Source organism: Rhodococcoides corynebacterioides NBRC 14404 (assembly GCF_001894765.1).
GTDB lineage: Bacteria > Actinomycetota > Actinomycetes > Mycobacteriales > Mycobacteriaceae > Rhodococcoides > Rhodococcoides corynebacterioides.
In genome coordinates this window covers 743392-759888 of sequence record NZ_BCWV01000002.1, presented here as the reverse complement: position 1 = coordinate 759888, position 16497 = coordinate 743392, and the positions used below count along the sequence as shown (strand labels likewise).

The window sequence follows — 16497 nt, the reverse complement described above, 5'->3', positions numbered from 1 at the left end:
CAGGACCCTAGCCGCAGCACCCGGGCGCCGACGGCCGCACCGCCCGCGTCGTCGCGTTCCGCTCCGCCAACTCCGACGCGGCGGGATAGTCCACGCGGACCAGGGACAACCCGTGCGCCGGAGCCACCGTGATCGCACTGGACCGGGCCGACTCCTCGAGCAACGACGCCGGCCACGCCACCGCGCGTCGACCCTCTCCGACCGCCAACACCGCGCCCACGAGAGAGCGCACCATCGACCAACAGAAGGCGTCCGCGCTGACGAACGCCGTCAACTCGTCGCCGTCCTGCACCCACTCGAAACGCTGCAGATCGCGGATCGTCGTCGCCCCGTCGCGCCGCCGGCAGAACGCCGCGAAGTCGCGCAGACCCAGCAGCCGCGCCGACGCGTCGTTCATCGCCGCCACGTCCACCGACCGCGGCCACCCGACCACGAAGCCCCGCCGCATCGGCGCGACACCGAACCGCGCCGTCGACAGCCGATACTCGTAGTGACGTCGCAACGCGGAGAATCGCGCGTCGAAGTCCGTCGACACCTCCGTCACGTCCGTCACGCGCACGTCCGGCGGCAGGAACCGGGAGAGGCGGCGCACCAGCACCCCGAGATCGGGCGTCACACCGGGGCGATGGGAGTCGATGCGCGACAACGCCTCCCGCGGCAGATCGAGATGCGCCACCTGCCCTTCGGCATGCACCCCGGCGTCGGTGCGCCCCGCGACGACCAAGCGGACGGGCCGACCGACGATGGTGCTCAGCTTGTCCTCGAGCACCCCGCACACCGTGCGCTGATCGCGCTGGGTTGCCCACCCCGCGAAACCCGCTCCGTCGTACGCGATGTCGAGACGCAAACGGACGAGCCCGCCACCGGAATCGGTGGCGGGCTCGTGCGCAGAGTCCGAAACGGACACTTACTTCTTGTCGGCCTCGTCGGCGTTGGACGCGTGGGCGTCCTCCGCCTCGACACCCTCGATGACCGCGTCGGCGTTCTCGACCTGAGCGTCCGTGGCGTCGGCCTCGACGGCCTCCACGACGTTCTGCTCGGCGGCGGCCTCGTCGGCAGCCGTCTCGTCGTTGGTAGCGGCAGCAGCCGGAGCGGCCTGCGATGCCTGCACGCGACGAGCGCGATCGGCCTCGGAGGACACCGTCTGCTCGCGGACGAGCTCGATGATGGCCTGCGGGGCGTTGTCACCCTTGCGGGGGACGGTCTTGATGATGCGGGTGTAGCCGCCGTTGCGCTCCGCGAAGTGCGGACCGATCTCGGCGAACAACGTGTGGACGACGTCCTTGTTGCGGATGTCCTTCATGACCTCACGACGGTGAGCCAGCGTGCCGGCCTTGGCGTGGGTGATGATCTTCTCCGCGTACGGACGCAGGCGCTTGGCCTTCGACTCGGTGGTGGTGATCCGGCCGTGCTCGAAGAGCGCCGTGGCCAGGTTGGCCAGGATCGCCTTCTGGTGCGATGCCGAACCGCCGAGACGGCGACCCTTGGTGGGCTTGGGCATGTCAAATTCTCCTGATCAGGTGCTCGGAACGCGTACGCGTCAGAGCTGTTCGGTCTCGGCGTAGTCCTGCTCGGCTCCGTCGGCGTCGCTCACGCTGCCGTCGGTGTCGCTCCAGGTTCCGGTGGCGGCGTCGTACCCGGCAACGGTGCTGGGGTCGAAGGTCGCCGGGCTGTCCTTGAGCGAGAGGCCGAGCGAGTGCAGCTTGACCTTGACCTCGTCGATGGACTTCTGTCCGAAGTTGCGGATGTCCAGCAAGTCCGACTCGGTGCGACCGACCAACTCGCCGACGGTGTGCACACCCTCGCGCTTGAGGCAGTTGTAGGACCGGACGGTGAGGTCCAGGTCCTCGATCGGCAGACCGAAGGAGGCGATGTGATCGGCCTCGGCGGGCGAGGGTCCGATCTCGATGCCTTCTGCTTCGACGTTGAGCTCACGGGCCAGCCCGAACAGCTCGACCAGGGTCTTGCCCGCCGAAGCGAGCGCGTCCCGAGCGGTGATGGAGTTCTTGGTCTCGACGTCCAGCACGAGCCGATCGAAGTCGGTGCGCTGCTCGACGCGAGTGGCCTCCACCTTGTAGGTCACCTTGAGCACGGGCGAGTAGATCGAGTCGACCGGGATACGGCCGATCTCGGCGCCCGAGGCCTTGTTCTGCACGGCCGGCACGTAGCCACGGCCCCGCTCGACGACGAGCTCGATCTCGAGCTTGCCCTTGTCGTTCAGGGTCGCGATGTGCAGGTCCGGGTTGTTCACGGTGACGCCGGCCGGCGGCACGATGTCGCCGGCGGTGACGGTGCCCGGGCCCTGCTTGCGGACGTACATGGTGACGGGCTCGTCCTCGTCGGAGCTCACGACGAGTCCCTTGAGGTTCAGGATGATGTCGGTGACGTCTTCCTTCACTCCGGGGACGGTGGTGAACTCGTGCAGGACGCCGTCGATGCGGATGCTGGTGACAGCAGCGCCGGGGATCGACGAGAGCAGGGTGCGGCGGAGCGAGTTGCCGAGGGTGTACCCGAAGCCAGGCTCGAGGGGCTCGATGACGAACTTCGAGCGGTTGTCAGCGATGACCTCTTCGGTCAGCGTGGGTCGCTGAGAAATGAGCATTGATGTCCTCCTGGGATGAGCGTCCGCTATTTGACGCTCGTGGTGGGGGCGACGAACCGCCTGCGAGCCTTGCGCGCATCACGGGGATGCGCGCAAGGCTCACAGGACGGGCACGTCTTACTTCGAGTAGTACTCGACGATGAGCTGCTCCTGCAGCGGGATGTCGATCTGCGCGCGCTCGGGCTCCTGGTGGACCAGGATGCGGAGGCGGTTCGGCACGACCTGCAGCCACCCCGGAACCGGACGCTCGCCGTAGGTCTCACGGGCGATCTGGAACGGGAGGGTGCTCAGCGACTTCTCGCGGACGTCGATGATGTCGTACTGCGAGACGCGGTAGCTGGGGATGTCGACCTTCTTGTTGTTGACCAAGAAGTGGCCGTGCGTGACCAGCTGGCGTGCCTGACGACGCGTCCGGGCGAGACCCGCACGGTAGACGACGTTGTCCAGACGCGTCTCGAGGATGCGCAGCAGGTTCTCACCCGTCTTGCCCTTGAGGCGGTTGGCTTCCTTGTAGTACAGGGAGAACTGCTTCTCCATGACGCCGTAGGTGAAGCGTGCCTTCTGCTTCTCCTGCAGCTGGAGCAGGTACTCGCTCTCCTTGATGCGCGCGCGGCCGTGCTGGCCGGGCGGGTAGGGGCGACGCTCGAAGGCCTGGTCGCCTCCGACGAGGTCGACGCGCAGACGACGCGACTTGCGGGTGATGGGTCCGGTATAACGAGCCATGTTCTGTTACTTCCTTCCCGCTAGACGCGACGGCGCTTGGGCGGACGGCAGCCGTTGTGCGGCTGGGGGGTGACATCGGAGATGGTGCCGACCTCGAGGCCTGCCGCCTGGAGCGAACGGATCGCGGTCTCGCGGCCGGAGCCGGGACCCTTCACGAACACGTCGACCTTCTTCACGCCGTGCTCCTGCGCCTTGCGCGCAGCGTTCTCGGCCGCGAGCTGAGCAGCGAACGGAGTCGACTTGCGCGAGCCCTTGAAGCCCACGTGACCCGACGACGCCCACGAGATGACGTTGCCGCTCGGATCGGTGATCGACACGATCGTGTTGTTGAACGTGCTCTTGATGTGTGCGCTGCCGTGCGGGACGTTCTTCTTGTCCCTGCGGCGCGTCTTCTGGGTCTTCTTCGGACCGGAGGTGCGTGACTTCGGGGGCATTACTTCGCCTTCTTCTTGCCGGCAATGGTGCGCTTCGGTCCCTTGCGGGTGCGCGCATTGGTCTTCGTGCGCTGTCCACGGACGGGCAGACCACGACGGTGGCGAAGGCCCTGGTAGCAGCCGATCTCGATCTTGCGTCGGATGTCGGCCTGCACCTCGCGGCGCAGGTCACCCTCGACCTTGAGCGACTCCTCGATGTACTCGCGGAGCTTGGTCAGGTCCTCGTCGGTGAGGTCCTTGCTGCGCAGGTCCGGGCTGACGCCGGTGGCCGCGAGGATCTCGTGCGACCGGGTACGGCCGATGCCGTAGATGTAGGTGAGTGCGATCTCCATGCGCTTCTCGCGCGGAAGATCCACACCGGCTAGACGTGCCATGTGGCGGTTCCTTCATTCGTGCGGAGGTCTGCTCCCGGTCCGTCCCCATACGTGTGTGCTCGGGGCCTCGGCCTCCGCGGCCGAGGGTGCACCACCCGCGTGTGGGTGGCTGGTGCTGGGAGGTCTTCTTCTGGCGGTGGTGCCAAGTAGATCTTCGAGAGGGGGTCGATCAGCCCTGACGCTGCTTGTGGCGCAGGTTGTCGCAGATGACCATGACCCGGCCGTTGCGGCGGATCACTTTGCACTTCTCGCAGATCGGCTTGACGCTCGGGTTGACCTTCACGTCTGTTCGATCTCCTGGTCGTGCCCGGCCCCCGTGACCGGCGAACCGGTGACGAGCTTCGGACATGGTTGATCCCCGGCCCGCGAGGAACCGGGGACTGCTGTTACTTGTAGCGGTAGACGATTCGTCCACGCGTCAGGTCGTACGGGGAGAGCTCGACCACGACGCGATCCTCGGGGAGGATGCGGATGTAGTGCTGCCGCATCTTGCCGCTGATGTGAGCGAGCACCTTGTGACCGTTTTCCAGCTCGATGCGAAACATCGCATTGGGCAGGGGCTCGACCACTCGACCCTCGACCTCGATTGCGCCGTCCTTCTTTGCCATGTCCTCCGCGATCCTGGCGTGTCACACCTAGAATTGACTTCGTCGTCTCCGACTCGTGCAGGCACGCGTGAGCGCACCGACGTTCGATACTACCGGGTCGGTCGCGGGCCTACCAAATGCGACCGACCCGCGCCACCCGCTGCCGCCCTGCGCCGATCGACGAGTCCGATCAGCCCACGTGCCCCACGTAGGTCCCGAGCGACCAGTGCACACCCTCCGGATCGATCACGGTGAAGCCGCGCCCGCCGTGGTCCTCCTCACGCAGGGCCTCGACGATCCGCCCGGCCGACTGCCGTGCGCGGTCGAAGATCGTCTCGATCGTGTCGTCGTCCACCGCGAGATAGACGGCGCCGACCCCGGCCGGCAGGCCCGCGATGGTGCTGTCCTCGCGCACCGAACCGAGCATCACCCCGCCGGGGGCTCCCCCGGACCCGGTCCACCGGAGTTCGGCGTGCTCGACGCGGTCGCCCTCGCCGTACACCGCGACGGCCTCGAATCCGAGAACGTCGGTCAAGTAGGCGATGGCGCCGCGCGCGTCCCGATAGCGCAGGGCCGGCCACGTCGAGAAGCCGGGATCCGTCGTGTCGTTCGCCGTCGTGTCGTTCGCCGTCGTGTCGGTCGCTGTCGTGTCGTTCGCTGTCGTGTCGGTCATGACAGCGATCCTGACTCGAACGCGAGGCCTTCGTCTTGGACGAATGCGAACTTCTCGTCACGGCGCCACACCGACGGCGCGGACCCGGCGAGGGCACGCCACTCCCGAGCCAGATGGGCCTGGTCGTAGAAGCCGCACCGGGCGGCCACGTCCGCCAACCGCGGCGGATCGGCCTGCCGGACGAGGGCGTGGGAGCGGGCGAACCGGGCGAGCCTGCCCGCATCGCGGGGGGTCACTCCGAACTCCGAGTGGAAGCGCTGCTCGAGGTGCCGCGTGGACCACCCCACCGCGGTCGCGACCGAGGCGACGGTGGCACCGTCGGGGCCCGTCGCCATCGTCCAGGCGGCGGCGAGCCGACGGTCGGCGCCGCCCGGAGCCCGCGAGAGGCGTCGCGTGAGGACGCGGTCGAGCAGGGCGAACCGATCCGCCCAGGTCGAGGCCGACTCGCACTCGGAGGTGATCTCGGCCGCGTCGGGACCGAGGAGGTCGACGAGCGGCACCATCCACTGGCCGAGCGCCGCAGGCGGTACGCCGAGAACGGCGCGGGCGCCGGCCGGGGTGAACGAGATCTGAATGCCGTGTTCGGCGCCGTCGTGCGCCATGACGACGGGTGCGGTTCCCAACCCGGACGCCATGGCGTCGAAGGTCCCCGGCGCCTGCTCGGGCACAGCCGTGCGCACGACGCGCAGCGGACGGTCGAACGGCAGGATCACCGTGATCGAATCGGACGGCAACCCCACGTGCTCACCGGCGTCGAAACCGCTGAGGCGGTAGCCCTGATAGGAGCGAACGTAGGGCCGGAGCGTCGGCGCCGGGCGCCGCGCGGCACCGTCGGAGAGTCCGACGTGCGCACCACCGGCCGCGGTTGTCACCGCCTCACGGTAGAACGGTGTCGACGGCGACGGAAGTGCGGATCGAGACGGAGCGTGAACGATGGGCGTGGTCGATGGCTGAGCAACCGGGCCGGGTCGAGCGGGCGGTGTCGTCCGTCCTGGACAACGCGAGTCGGCTGCAGGCGCCGGCCGTCGAGAAGTACGTGTGGCGACTCCGCCGGGCTCACCCCGAGGAGTCGCCCGAGCAGATCGTCACGCGTCTCGAGAAGATGTTCCTGAACGCCGTGACGTCGAGCGGCGGAGCCGCCGGTGCCACCGCCGCGATCCCCGGTGTGGGCACCGTGGCGTCGGTCGCCGCGATCGGCGGGGAGACCGCGTTCTTCCTCGAGGCCGCCGCCCTGCTCACTCTCTCCGTCGCGTCCGTCCATGGGATCTCGGTGACGGACCACGAGCGTCGCAAGGCCCTCGTGCTGGCCGTCGCGCTCGGGGACTCCGGCAAGGAGATCGTGCAGCGCAGCCTGGGGCGCACCGGCAACGTCGGGAAGATGCTGTCCGCCGGCATCCCCGGCGGGGCGAACCTGTCCGGCTTGAACAAGCGACTGATCAGCTCGTTCGTGCGCAAGTTCGCGGCGCGACGCGGTGCGGTGATGCTCGGGACGCTCCTGCCCGCGGGCATCGGTGCCGCGGTGGGCGGCGCCGGTAATCGCGCCCTCGGCAAGACCGTCGTCGGCAACGCGCGTGACGCGTTCGGACCGCCTCCGCCGGACTGGCCGGCGGACAGTCCGCCCGTGGTCGCCGAGCCACGGTGAGCGGTCCGTACTCGTCCCCGCCCGCCCTGGTCGCGCGCGGGTTGAGCAAGGCCTTCGCGGGGGTCGACGCCGTCCGCGACGTGTCGTTCGTCGTGCCCACCGGGTCGATCACGGGCCTGCTCGGCCCCAACGGCTCGGGCAAGTCGACCACTCTGCGCATGCTGCTCGGTCTGGTCCATCCCGACGCCGGCGAGGCCGAGGTGGCCGGCCGCCCGCTCGCCGAGCACGAGATTCCCGGTCGCGTCGTCGGCGCGGTCCTCGACGGACGTGGCGCGCATCCCCGGCGCACGGCCCGCGCGCACCTCCGGTGCCTCGCCCCGGTCGTGGGAGCGTCCGACACCCGGGTCGAGGAGGTGCTCGCGTCGGTCGGCCTCCGCGACGTCGCTCACCGGCGGACCGGCACCTACTCCCTCGGGATGCGGCAGCGGTTGGCCCTGGCGACCGCCCTGCTGGGTGACCCGGCAGTTCTCGTGCTCGACGAACCGGCCAACGGACTCGACCCACAGGGCATCGTGTGGCTTCGCGACGTCCTGACCGCTCATGCCCGGTCGGGTCGGTCGGTCCTCGTGTCCAGTCATCTCGTGCGCGAACTCGAGCAGACGGTCGACCACCTCGTGATCATGTCGGCGGGGCACGTCGCCTTCCACGGCAGCCTGGCCGAGCTGGCCGCGCTCTACCCGCCACGCACGCTCGTCGCCTGCGCCGACCCCGCAGCGCTGGCCCTGGCGCTGGCCGCCGCGGGGCACACCGACGCGATCCTGGGGACCGACGGTCGGCTCGTCGTCACCGGGACGACCGCCGACGGCGTCGCCTCCGTCGCGCGAACCGCCGGAGTGTCCGTGTTCGGCATCGTCACGGCGACGGCGGACCTGGAACAGATCTTCCTGTCGATGACGGGCGCTCCCCCGCCGGTCCCGATCGCGGCTCCCCCTGCGGGAGCGCGGCGATGAGCGTGGGTGCAGCCGAGCTGCTGCGATCGGAATTCCGGAAGGCGTTCTCGCTGCGCACGTGGTGGGCGTTGGGTCTGCCGCCGATCGTGATCGGCCTGCTGTCGGGCGCGATCTACGGCGCGATCGCCTCGTCGGACGTCCTGGCCGGAGCCACGGATGCCGACGTCGTGGCCGTCACCCTGGCGGCCGCGGTGACGGTGGGTGCCGTCGTGTTGTTCGCTGCCGTCTTCGGGGCGGTGCACGTCGCGGGCGACCTGCGTCACGGCGCGTGGGCCACGTCGCTGGTCGCCGTTCCTCGCCGTGGGCGCGTCGTGTCCGCGCAGCTCACGGTCTGCGCCGGGGTCGGAGCGGCGTACGCCCTGCTGTCGATCGTCGCGGCGCTCTTCTCGCTCACCGTCGTCGGCGGCGATGCCGTCGCCGTGTCGGGATCCCTCGTCGCGGGCCTGCTGCCCGCCGCCGTGGTGGCGGGTGTGCTCTGGAGCGCCGTCGGATGCGGGCTCGGCCTGCTCACCGGATCTCCCACGTGGAGTGCGGTGGCTCTGGTCGCGTGGCTCCCGCTCGGCGAGTCGGTGGTCGCCGTCGTCGCGAGCGGACTCGGCGCGGACGCCGCGGTGCGCCTCCTGCCGGGGCTGGCGACCGTCGGCATGATCACGCTCGGGCGCGGGCCGACCGACCTGCTGCTTCCCTTCGGTGCCGCGATCGTGTGCCTGCTGCTGTGGGCGTGCGGGATGGCCGGGGTCGGATGGTGGCGCGCGGCGACACGGGACGTCGAATGACAGTGAGCGGGTTCGGCCATCACGACTGACTCCGGCGGGTGGATCCGCCGGCTCACGGCGCAGTGCCTCACCCATCGCCGCACGGCGGTGGGCGCCCTGCTCGTGACCTTCGTGGCCGCGGGGATCGACGTCTGTTTCCCGCTGCTCACCCGCATCGCGGTGGACGACGCCGCGGCGTCTCGGACGGAGACGCTCGGGACGGTCGCCGCTGCGATCGTGGGTCTCGGCGTGGTGCGGTTCGCGTGTCAGTTCGGACGGCGGCTGCTGGCAGGTGCACTGTCCGTCGACGTCCAGCACGACCTGCGCCAACGGCTGATGGGAACGCTCCTGCGGCTCGACGGCCCCCGCCAGGACCAGATCGCGGTCGGTCAGGTGGTGTCGCGCTCGATCAGCGACCTGCAGCTGGTGCAGGGTCTGCTCGCGATGGTGCCGCTGTCCGCCGGTGCGGTGCTGCAGTTCGTCCTGGCGCTGGGGATCATGCTGACCCTGTCCCCCGCCCTGACCCTGGTCGCGCTGGCGGTGGTGCCGGCCATGTCGATCCTCGTGGTGCGCCGTCGGCCGCAGCTCTACGCGGCCACCTGGTCCGCCCAGCAGCGCGCCGCGGAACTGGCCGGTCACGTCGAGGAGACGGTCACCGGGGTGCGGGTGGTGAAGGGCTTCGGCCAGGAGAATCGGGCGGTCGACCTCCTGGTCGGCATCGGCCGACGGCTGTTCGCCGAACGCCTGCGAGCCGCCCGCGTCAACGCCCGGTTCGCCCCGGGCATGGCCGCGCTCCCCCAACTCGGCCTGGTGGGGGTGATCGCCCTCGGCGGATGGTTCACCCTGTCCGGGGCCATCACGGTCGGCACGTTCCTCGCGTTCGCCAGCTACGTGATCACTCTCGCCGCGGTGACCCGCACCGTCACGTCGGTCGTGGTGATGGCCCAACTCACGCGCGCCGCGGTGGAGCGGGTGTACGACGTCATCGACACCCGTCCCAGCGACGACGGGGCCCGCGACACCCCGCCGGCGCCTGTTCCGGACGGTCCCCTCGGACTCCGCCTGCGGGACGTCCACTTCGGTTACCCGGGCGGTCCCCCGGTGCTCGCCGGGGTGGACCTCGAGGTCGCCCCCGGGGAGACGGTGGCCGTGGTGGGCCCGTCGGGAAGCGGGAAGTCGACGCTGTCGATGCTGATCCCCCGCTTCTACCGACCGACGGCCGGGTCGATCGAGCTGACGTCTCCGGCGGGGACGGTGGACGTCGCGCACGTCGATGCAGCGGCTCTGCGCGGAGCGGTCGGCGTCGCCTTCGACGAGCCGTTCCTGTTCTCGCGGACGATCCGCGAGAACGTGGCCCTCGCACGGCCGGACGCGAGCGACGACGACGTCCTCGACGCGATCCGTCGGGCGGCGGCCGAGGACGTGCTCGAGAAGGTCCCCGACGGTCTCGACGCGCGCGTCGGCGAGCGCGGGCTGACCCTGTCCGGCGGTCAGCGGCAGCGCCTCGCGCTCGCTCGCGTCCTGCTGGCCCGTCCCCGCGTCCTGGTGCTCGACGACGCGACGTCGGCCGTCGACGCCCACACCGAGGCGACGGTCTACGCGCGACTCCGGGGTGCCGAGTCCGATGGATCCGCACCGACGATGCTGGTGCTGGCCCACCGGCGGTCGACGCTCACGTTGGCCGATCGCATCGTCGTGATCGACGGCGGCCGGGTGATCGATTCCGGCACGGAGGCGGAACTCGACGGACGGTGTGCGCTGTTCCGGACGCTGATGTCCGGAGACGTCCCCGCCGATCGTGCCGGTACTCCCGGCGCGGCCCCCGAGGTGAATCTGTGGCCGGACGCCGCGGCACCCGACCGTCCGACGGCCGCGGCCGCGCCGGCAGGCGGTGCCGGCCCCGGTGCGCACGGCCCGGGCTCCGCGCTCGGGGGCGCGATGGCCGGCGACGAGATCGCCGCGGCGGTCGCGACCCTGCCCGCAGCGCAGGATCGTCCCGAGGTCGACGAGACGGCCGCCCGCACCGACGAGTCGACCTTCACCCTGCGCCGCACGCTGGCGCCGGTGGCCGGCCTGCTCGCCCTCGTCGCGACGTTCCTGGCCTTCGATTCGTTCGTCACCGTCGCGTTCCCGTCGATCGTGCGCTTCGCCGTCGACCACGGTGCCGCGGAACGGAACACCGCGGTCCTCGTCGGGGTGTCCGCGGCGGCGCTGGTGTTGGTCGCGGTCGACTGGCTGGTGGTCCGCGCACTCACCGTGACCACCGCGCGAGCCGGCGAGACGGTGCTGTTCTCGCTGCGCATCCGCAGTTACGCCCACCTGCAGCGGCTCGGCCTCGACTACTACGAACGCGAGCTGTCCGGTCGCATCATGACGCGGATGACCACGGACGTCGACGCGCTGTCGTCGTTCCTGCAGACCGGACTCTCCACGGCGATCGTCGCCGTGTTGACCGTGGTCGGGGTGTCGATCGCGCTCGTCCTGACGGACGGGGTGCTCGCGGCGGTCACGTTGTCGGTGGTGCCGGTGCTGACCGTCGCGACGGTGATCTTCCGCCGCATCTCCTCGCGCGCCTACGCCACGTCGCGCGAGCGGATCTCCTCGGTGAACGCCGACTTCCAGGAGAACGTGTCGGGCCTGCGCGTGGCGCAGGCGGCACGGTACGAGGACGAGGCCCGCGCGGCGTTCCGGGCGCGGTCGTGGTCGTACCGCTCGAGCCGCATGCGGTCCCAACGCGCCATCTCGATCTACTTCCCGTTCATCACCGCCCTGTCGGACATCGCTCTCGCCGCAGTCGTGCTGGTGGGAGCTCACCGGGTCGCCGAGGGCAGCGCGACGCCGGGGACACTGGTCGCCTTCGTCCTGTACCTCGGACTGCTCTTCGGACCCATCCAGCAGCTGTCGCAGGTGTTCGACAGCTATCAGCAGGCCACCGTGGGACTCCGGCGCATCGCGTCCCTGCTCGCGACGTCGAGTTCCCTCGAATCGGGTCCCGACGGGTCCGGCCCGGACGAGGACGGCCGACCGACTCCGCCGACACGACTCGTCGGCGACGTCGAGCTACGCGACGTGGGGTTCCGCTACGAGGGGGCCGACCGCGACGCGCTGAGCGACGTGCGGTTGTCGATCCCGGCGGGGTCGACGGTGGCCCTGGTCGGACGCACCGGCGCCGGGAAGTCGACGGTGGTCAAGCTCATCGCCCGGTTCTACGACCCGACCTCGGGTGCGGTCCTCGTCGACGGGGCGGACCTGCGGTCGCGGCCTCTGACCGCCTATCGGCAGCGTCTCGGGGTGGTGCCGCAGGAGGCGCACCTGTTCGGCGGCACGGTGGCGTCGAACATCGCGTTCGGGCGGCCCGATGCGAGCCGCGCGGACGTCGAGGCGGCCGCACGGTCGGTGGGGGCGCTGCCGATGATCGCGGCGCTGCCGTCGGGCATGAACACTCCGGTCGGTGAGCGCGGACGGGGACTGTCCGCCGGCGCCCGACAACTCGTCGCTCTGGCGCGCGCCGAACTGGTGGACCCGGACATCCTGCTGCTCGACGAGGCCACCGCCACCCTCGATCCCGCCACCGAGCGCGCGGTGCTGGATGCGAGCCGCACGATCACCCGGCGGCGCACGGCCGTGGTGGTGGCCCACCGACTGGCGACGGCCGCCCGGGCCGACACCGTGGTGGTGGTGCACGACGGGCGCATCGTCGAGAACGGTCCGCACGCGATGTTGATCCGCTCCGGAGGTTTCTACGCCCGCCTGTGGGACATCACCGAAGGACGCGGAACAGCGATAAGTGATGCAGACCACATCGACATCGGCGACGATGACTCGACCACACAGCGGTGAAGCCCGTCACACGGTCGACGCGGCGGCGCGAGCACCGACCGGAAGGTCTAACCTGGAGTGGCCGTGCGCTGAGCGAGAACAAGAAGGAAACGAGGCGAACACCTGCCGTGAGCAGCAGTTCTACTACACAGTTCGGACAGAACCAGTGGCTGGTCGACGAAATGTACCAACGTTTCAAGACCGACCCCTCCTCGGTCGACGAGAGCTGGCACGAGTTCCTCGCCGACTACACCCCCGAACAGAACGGTGGCGGCGATCCCGCGACCGGACGCGAGTCCACCAGCGGTGCAGCATCTTCCGGTAACGGCAGCACTGCAGCTCCCGCTCCGAAGGCCGAGAAGCCCGCCGAGAAGCCTGCCCCGAAGGCCGAGAAGGCCGAGAAGGCGGACAAGCCGCCGGCCCAGAAGCCGGCCGAGAAGCCGAAGGCCGAGCCGACCACGTCGGCCAAGCCCGCGGCCCCGAAGGCCGACAAGCCCGGGAAGCCCGCGGACAAGCCTGCCGACGATGCGCCCGCCGAGGACACCTCGAAGGTTCTGCGCGGCGCGGCGGCTGCCGTCGCGAAGAACATGTCGGCGTCGCTGCAGATCCCCACGGCGACGTCCGTGCGCGCGATCCCGGCGAAGCTGATGATCGACAACCGCCTCGTCATCAACAACCACCTCGCGCGCACGCGCGGCGGCAAGATCTCGTTCACCCACCTGCTGGGGTACGCGATCGTGCAGGCCGTGAAGGCGTTCCCCAACATGAACCGGCACTTCGCCGAGGTGGACGGCAAGCCGAACGCGGTGACGCCGGCACACACCAACCTCGGTCTCGCGATCGACCTCCCCGGCAAGGACGGATCCCGTTCGCTGGTGGTCGCGGCGATCAAGGGCTGCGAGGGCATGTCCTTCACCCAGTTCCACACCGCGTACGAGGACATCGTGCGCCGCGCGCGCGACGGCAAGCTCACGGCTGCCGACTTCTCCGGCGTCACCATCTCGCTGACCAACCCGGGCACCATCGGCACGGTGCACTCCGTGCCGCGCCTGATGAACGGTCAGGGCGCGATCATCGGTGCCGGTGCGATGGAGTACCCCGCGGAGTTCCAGGGGTCCAGCGACGAGCGTCTGGCGGAGTTGGGCGTCGGCAAGCTGATGACGCTGACCTCGACGTACGACCATCGCATCATCCAGGGTGCGGAGTCGGGCGACTTCCTGCGCACGATCCACAACCTGCTGATCAGCGACGAGTTCTACGACGAGATCTTCCACGGTCTCGCCATTCCCTACGAGCCGATTCGCTGGCGTCGTGACCTGCCCACGGGCACCGTCGACAAGAACACCCGCGTCCTGGAACTGATCGCGGCGTACCGCAACCGCGGTCACCTCATGGCGGACACCGATCCGCTCATGTTCACCAAGGACAAGTTCCGGATGCATCCGGACCTCGACGTCATCAGCCACGGCCTGACGCTGTGGGACCTCGATCGCGAGTTCGCGGTCGGCGGCTTCCACGGCGAGGACCGGATGAAGCTGCGGGACGTGCTGAGTGTCCTGCGCGACTCGTACTGCCGCCACGTCGGCGTGGAGTACACCCACATCCTCGAGACCGACCAGGTGGCCTGGCTGCAGGAGCGGGTGGAGGCCAAGCACGTCAAGCCGACCGTCGCGCAGCAGAAGTACATCCTGAGCAAGCTCAACGCGGCAGAGGCCTTCGAGACGTTCCTGCAGACCAAGTACGTCGGCCAGAAGCGTTTCTCGCTCGAGGGCGCCGAGTCGGTCATCCCGATGATGGATTCCGTGATCGACCAGTCCGCCGAGCACACGCTCGACGAGGTCGTCATCGGTATGCCCCACCGTGGCCGGCTGAACGTGCTCGCGAACATCGTGGGCAAGCCGTACTCGAAGATCTTCACCGAGTTCGAGGGCAACATGAACCCGGCGGCCGCGCACGGCTCCGGCGACGTGAAGTACCACCTGGGTGCCGAGGGCAACTACATCCAGATGTTCGGCGAGAACGACATCAAGGTCTCGCTCACCGCCAACCCCTCGCACCTCGAGGCGGTCGACCCGGTGCTCGAGGGCCTGGTCCGCGCCAAGCAGGACCTGCTGGACAAGGGCGACGGCCGCGACGGCTTCTCGGTGCTGCCGCTGATGCTCCACGGCGATGCCGCGTTCGCGGGTCAGGGCGTGGTGGCCGAGACGCTGAACCTCGCGCTGCTGCGCGGGTACCGCACCGGCGGCACCGTGCACATCGTGGTCAACAACCAGGTCGGCTTCACGACGGCACCGGAGTTCTCGCGCTCGAGCGAGTACTGCACCGACGTGGCCAAGATGATCGGCGCACCGATCTTCCACGTCAACGGTGACGATCCCGAGGCCTGCGCCTGGGTCGCGCGTCTCGCGGTGGACTTCCGTCAGAAGTTCCACAAGGACGTCGTGATCGACATGATCTGCTACCGCCGCCGCGGCCACAACGAGGGCGACGACCCCTCGATGACCCAGCCGGCGATGTACGACGTGATCGACACCAAGCGCAGCGTCCGCAAGAGCTACACCGAGGCGCTCATCGGCCGCGGCGACATCTCGCTCAAGGAGGCGGAGGACGCTCTCCGCGACTACCAGGGCCAGCTCGAGCGTGTCTTCAACGAGGTGCGCGAGCTCGAGAAGTACGCCCCGGAGCCCAGCGAGTCGGTCGAGATGGATCAGCAGATCCCGCACAAGCTCACGACGGCCGTCGACAAGTCGATCTTGCACCGCATCGGCGACGCCTTCGTGAACGTGCCCGACGGCTTCACCGTGCACCCGCGTGTGCAGCCGGTGCTGGACAAGCGTCGCGAGATGGCCTACGAGGGCAAGGTCGACTGGGCGTTCGGCGAGCTGCTCGCCCTGGGCACGTTGATCGACGAGGGCAAGCTCGTCCGGATGTCCGGCCAGGACACCCGCCGCGGCACCTTCACCCAGCGGCACTCGGTGATCATCGACCGCAAGACGGGCGAGGAGTACACCCCGCTGCACAACATCGGCAGCGACAACCCCGGCAAGTTCCTGGTCTACGACTCCGCCCTGAGCGAGTACGCGGCGGTGGGCTTCGAGTACGGCTACTCGGTGGGCAACCCCGACGCGCTGGTGCTGTGGGAGGCGCAGTTCGGTGACTTCGTCAACGGCGCGCAGTCCATCATCGACGAGTTCATCTCGTCCGGTGAGGCCAAGTGGGGTCAGCTCTCGGACGTCGTGCTGCTGCTGCCGCACGGCCACGAGGGTCAGGGTCCGGACCACACGTCCGGTCGCATCGAGCGCTTCCTCCAGCTGTGTGCGGAGGGGTCGATGACCGTCGCGGTGCCGTCGACGCCGGCGAACTACTTCCACCTGCTGCGTCGTCACGCACGTGACGGCATCCAGCGTCCGCTGGTGGTGTTCACGCCGAAGTCGATGCTGCGCAACAAGGCCGCGGTGAGCAACATCGAGGACTTCACCGACGGCAAGTTCCACTCGGTGTTCGACGAGCCCACCTACGAGTCGGGCGACGGCGATCGCTCGAAGGTCGACCGTGTGCTCATGGTCAGCGGCAAGCTCTACTACGAGCTGCTGGCGTACAAGCAGAAGAACAAGCGGGACGACGTCGCCATCGTGCGCGTCGAGCAGCTCTACCCGATCCCGAACCGTCGCATCGCCGAGGCTCTGGACGGCTACCCGAACGCCACCGACTACCGGTGGGTCCAGGAGGAGCCGGCCAACCAGGGCGCGTGGCCGACCTTCGGTCTCGCGTTCCCGGAACTGCTGCCCGAGCGTCTGTCGGGCATCAAGCGGGTCTCGCGTCGTCCGATGTCGGCGCCGTCGTCGGGCTCGAGCAAGGTCCACGCCGTGGAGCAGCAGGAGATCATCGAGACCGCCTTCAACGGCTGATCTCCCCGCAGTCGAGAAAGGGCCGCACCC

At 69.4% G+C, this 16497-nt stretch carries 15 protein-coding genes; 5 read left to right on the top strand and 10 right to left on the bottom strand.

Features of this window, described 5'->3' with window-relative positions:
• Positions 1–7: 7 nt before the first annotated feature.
• From truA to RC2_RS04965, 10 genes are all read right to left on the bottom strand, one after another.
• Entirely contained in the window at positions 8–847 is an 840-nt protein-coding gene (truA, locus tag RC2_RS05010; RefSeq protein WP_082895758.1) for a tRNA pseudouridine(38-40) synthase TruA, read from the bottom strand.
• Positions 848–907: 60 nt separating this feature from the next.
• Positions 908–1501, bottom strand: a complete 594-nt coding sequence (gene rplQ, locus RC2_RS05005; protein WP_068102247.1) for a 50S ribosomal protein L17 — start codon at positions 1499–1501, stop codon at positions 908–910.
• 39 nt (positions 1502–1540) lie between these two features.
• Entirely contained in the window at positions 1541–2602 is a 1062-nt protein-coding gene (locus RC2_RS05000) for a DNA-directed RNA polymerase subunit alpha (RefSeq protein ID WP_068102248.1), read from the bottom strand.
• A gap of 117 nt (positions 2603–2719) precedes the next feature.
• Positions 2720–3325 carry a 30S ribosomal protein S4 gene (rpsD, locus tag RC2_RS04995; RefSeq protein WP_068102250.1) on the bottom strand — a complete coding sequence of 202 codons (606 nt, stop codon included), beginning with the start codon at positions 3323–3325 and terminating at the stop codon, positions 2720–2722.
• A 20-nt stretch (positions 3326–3345) separates the two neighbouring features.
• The gene (gene rpsK / locus RC2_RS04990; protein WP_068102252.1) at positions 3346–3759 is read right to left on the bottom strand and encodes a 30S ribosomal protein S11; all 414 of its coding nucleotides are present in this window, start codon (positions 3757–3759) and stop codon (positions 3346–3348) included.
• Positions 3759–4133, bottom strand: a complete 375-nt coding sequence (gene rpsM, locus RC2_RS04985) for a 30S ribosomal protein S13 (protein WP_068102254.1) — start codon at positions 4131–4133, stop codon at positions 3759–3761. The genes rpsK and rpsM overlap by 1 nt, the downstream gene beginning before the upstream one ends.
• 169 nt (positions 4134–4302) lie before the next feature.
• On the bottom strand, positions 4303–4416 hold the full coding sequence (gene rpmJ / locus RC2_RS04980) for a 50S ribosomal protein L36 (protein ID WP_013127970.1): 114 nt from the start codon (positions 4414–4416) through the stop codon (positions 4303–4305).
• A gap of 103 nt (positions 4417–4519) precedes the next feature.
• A complete protein-coding gene (gene infA, locus RC2_RS04975; RefSeq protein WP_005140011.1) occupies positions 4520–4741 on the bottom strand; it encodes a translation initiation factor IF-1 in 222 nt (73 codons plus the stop codon).
• Positions 4742–4910: 169 nt separating this feature from the next.
• On the bottom strand, positions 4911–5393 hold the full coding sequence (locus RC2_RS04970) for a VOC family protein (protein WP_139277267.1): 483 nt from the start codon (positions 5391–5393) through the stop codon (positions 4911–4913).
• Entirely contained in the window at positions 5390–6265 is an 876-nt protein-coding gene (locus tag RC2_RS04965; RefSeq protein WP_068152997.1) for a helix-turn-helix domain-containing protein, read from the bottom strand. The genes RC2_RS04970 and RC2_RS04965 overlap by 4 nt, the downstream gene beginning before the upstream one ends.
• A gap of 74 nt (positions 6266–6339) precedes the next feature.
• On the opposite strand from RC2_RS04965, the gene RC2_RS04960 reads away from it, so the two are divergent.
• The 5 genes from RC2_RS04960 to RC2_RS04940 all read left to right on the top strand — a co-directional run bounded on the left by RC2_RS04960 (position 6340) and on the right by RC2_RS04940 (position 16467).
• Positions 6340–7035: a hypothetical protein gene (locus RC2_RS04960; protein WP_072681165.1), complete on the top strand. Its 696-nt coding sequence runs from the start codon at positions 6340–6342 to the stop codon at positions 7033–7035.
• Positions 7032–7985, top strand: coding sequence for an ABC transporter ATP-binding protein (locus tag RC2_RS04955; RefSeq protein ID WP_072681109.1), 954 nt, complete (start codon positions 7032–7034; stop codon positions 7983–7985). The genes RC2_RS04960 and RC2_RS04955 overlap by 4 nt, the downstream gene beginning before the upstream one ends.
• Complete coding sequence (locus RC2_RS04950; protein WP_139277266.1) at positions 7982–8761, top strand: ABC transporter permease; 780 nt, start codon at positions 7982–7984, stop codon at positions 8759–8761. Before RC2_RS04955 ends, RC2_RS04950 begins: the two co-directional genes overlap by 4 nt.
• An 18-nt stretch (positions 8762–8779) precedes the next feature.
• A complete protein-coding gene (locus RC2_RS04945) occupies positions 8780–12580 on the top strand; it encodes an ABC transporter ATP-binding protein (RefSeq protein ID WP_072681108.1) in 3801 nt (1266 codons plus the stop codon).
• Between the two features lie 107 nt (positions 12581–12687).
• The gene (locus RC2_RS04940; RefSeq protein ID WP_072681106.1) at positions 12688–16467 is read left to right on the top strand and encodes a multifunctional oxoglutarate decarboxylase/oxoglutarate dehydrogenase thiamine pyrophosphate-binding subunit/dihydrolipoyllysine-residue succinyltransferase subunit; all 3780 of its coding nucleotides are present in this window, start codon (positions 12688–12690) and stop codon (positions 16465–16467) included.
• The last annotated feature ends 30 nt before the right edge of the window (positions 16468–16497 follow it).

Bases quoted from the DNA above. Each gene is read 5' to 3' on its own strand.
- rplQ (WP_068102247.1), bottom strand. From the start codon at position 1,501: ATGCCCAAGCCCACCAAGGGTCGCCGTCTCGGCGGTTCGGCATCGCAC.
- RC2_RS05000 (WP_068102248.1), bottom strand. From the start codon at position 2,602: ATGCTCATTTCTCAGCGACCCACGCTGACCGAAGAGGTCATCGCTGAC.
- rpsD (WP_068102250.1), bottom strand. From the start codon at position 3,325: ATGGCTCGTTATACCGGACCCATCACCCGCAAGTCGCGTCGTCTGCGC.
- rpsK (WP_068102252.1), bottom strand. From the start codon at position 3,759: ATGCCCCCGAAGTCACGCACCTCCGGTCCGAAGAAGACCCAGAAGACG.
- rpsM (WP_068102254.1), bottom strand. From the start codon at position 4,133: ATGGCACGTCTAGCCGGTGTGGATCTTCCGCGCGAGAAGCGCATGGAG.
- infA (WP_005140011.1), bottom strand. From the start codon at position 4,741: ATGGCAAAGAAGGACGGCGCAATCGAGGTCGAGGGTCGAGTGGTCGAG.
- RC2_RS04970 (WP_139277267.1), bottom strand. From the start codon at position 5,393: ATGACCGACACGACAGCGAACGACACGACAGCGACCGACACGACGGCG.
- RC2_RS04960 (WP_072681165.1), top strand. From the start codon at position 6,340: ATGGCTGAGCAACCGGGCCGGGTCGAGCGGGCGGTGTCGTCCGTCCTG.
- RC2_RS04950 (WP_139277266.1), top strand. From the start codon at position 7,982: ATGAGCGTGGGTGCAGCCGAGCTGCTGCGATCGGAATTCCGGAAGGCG.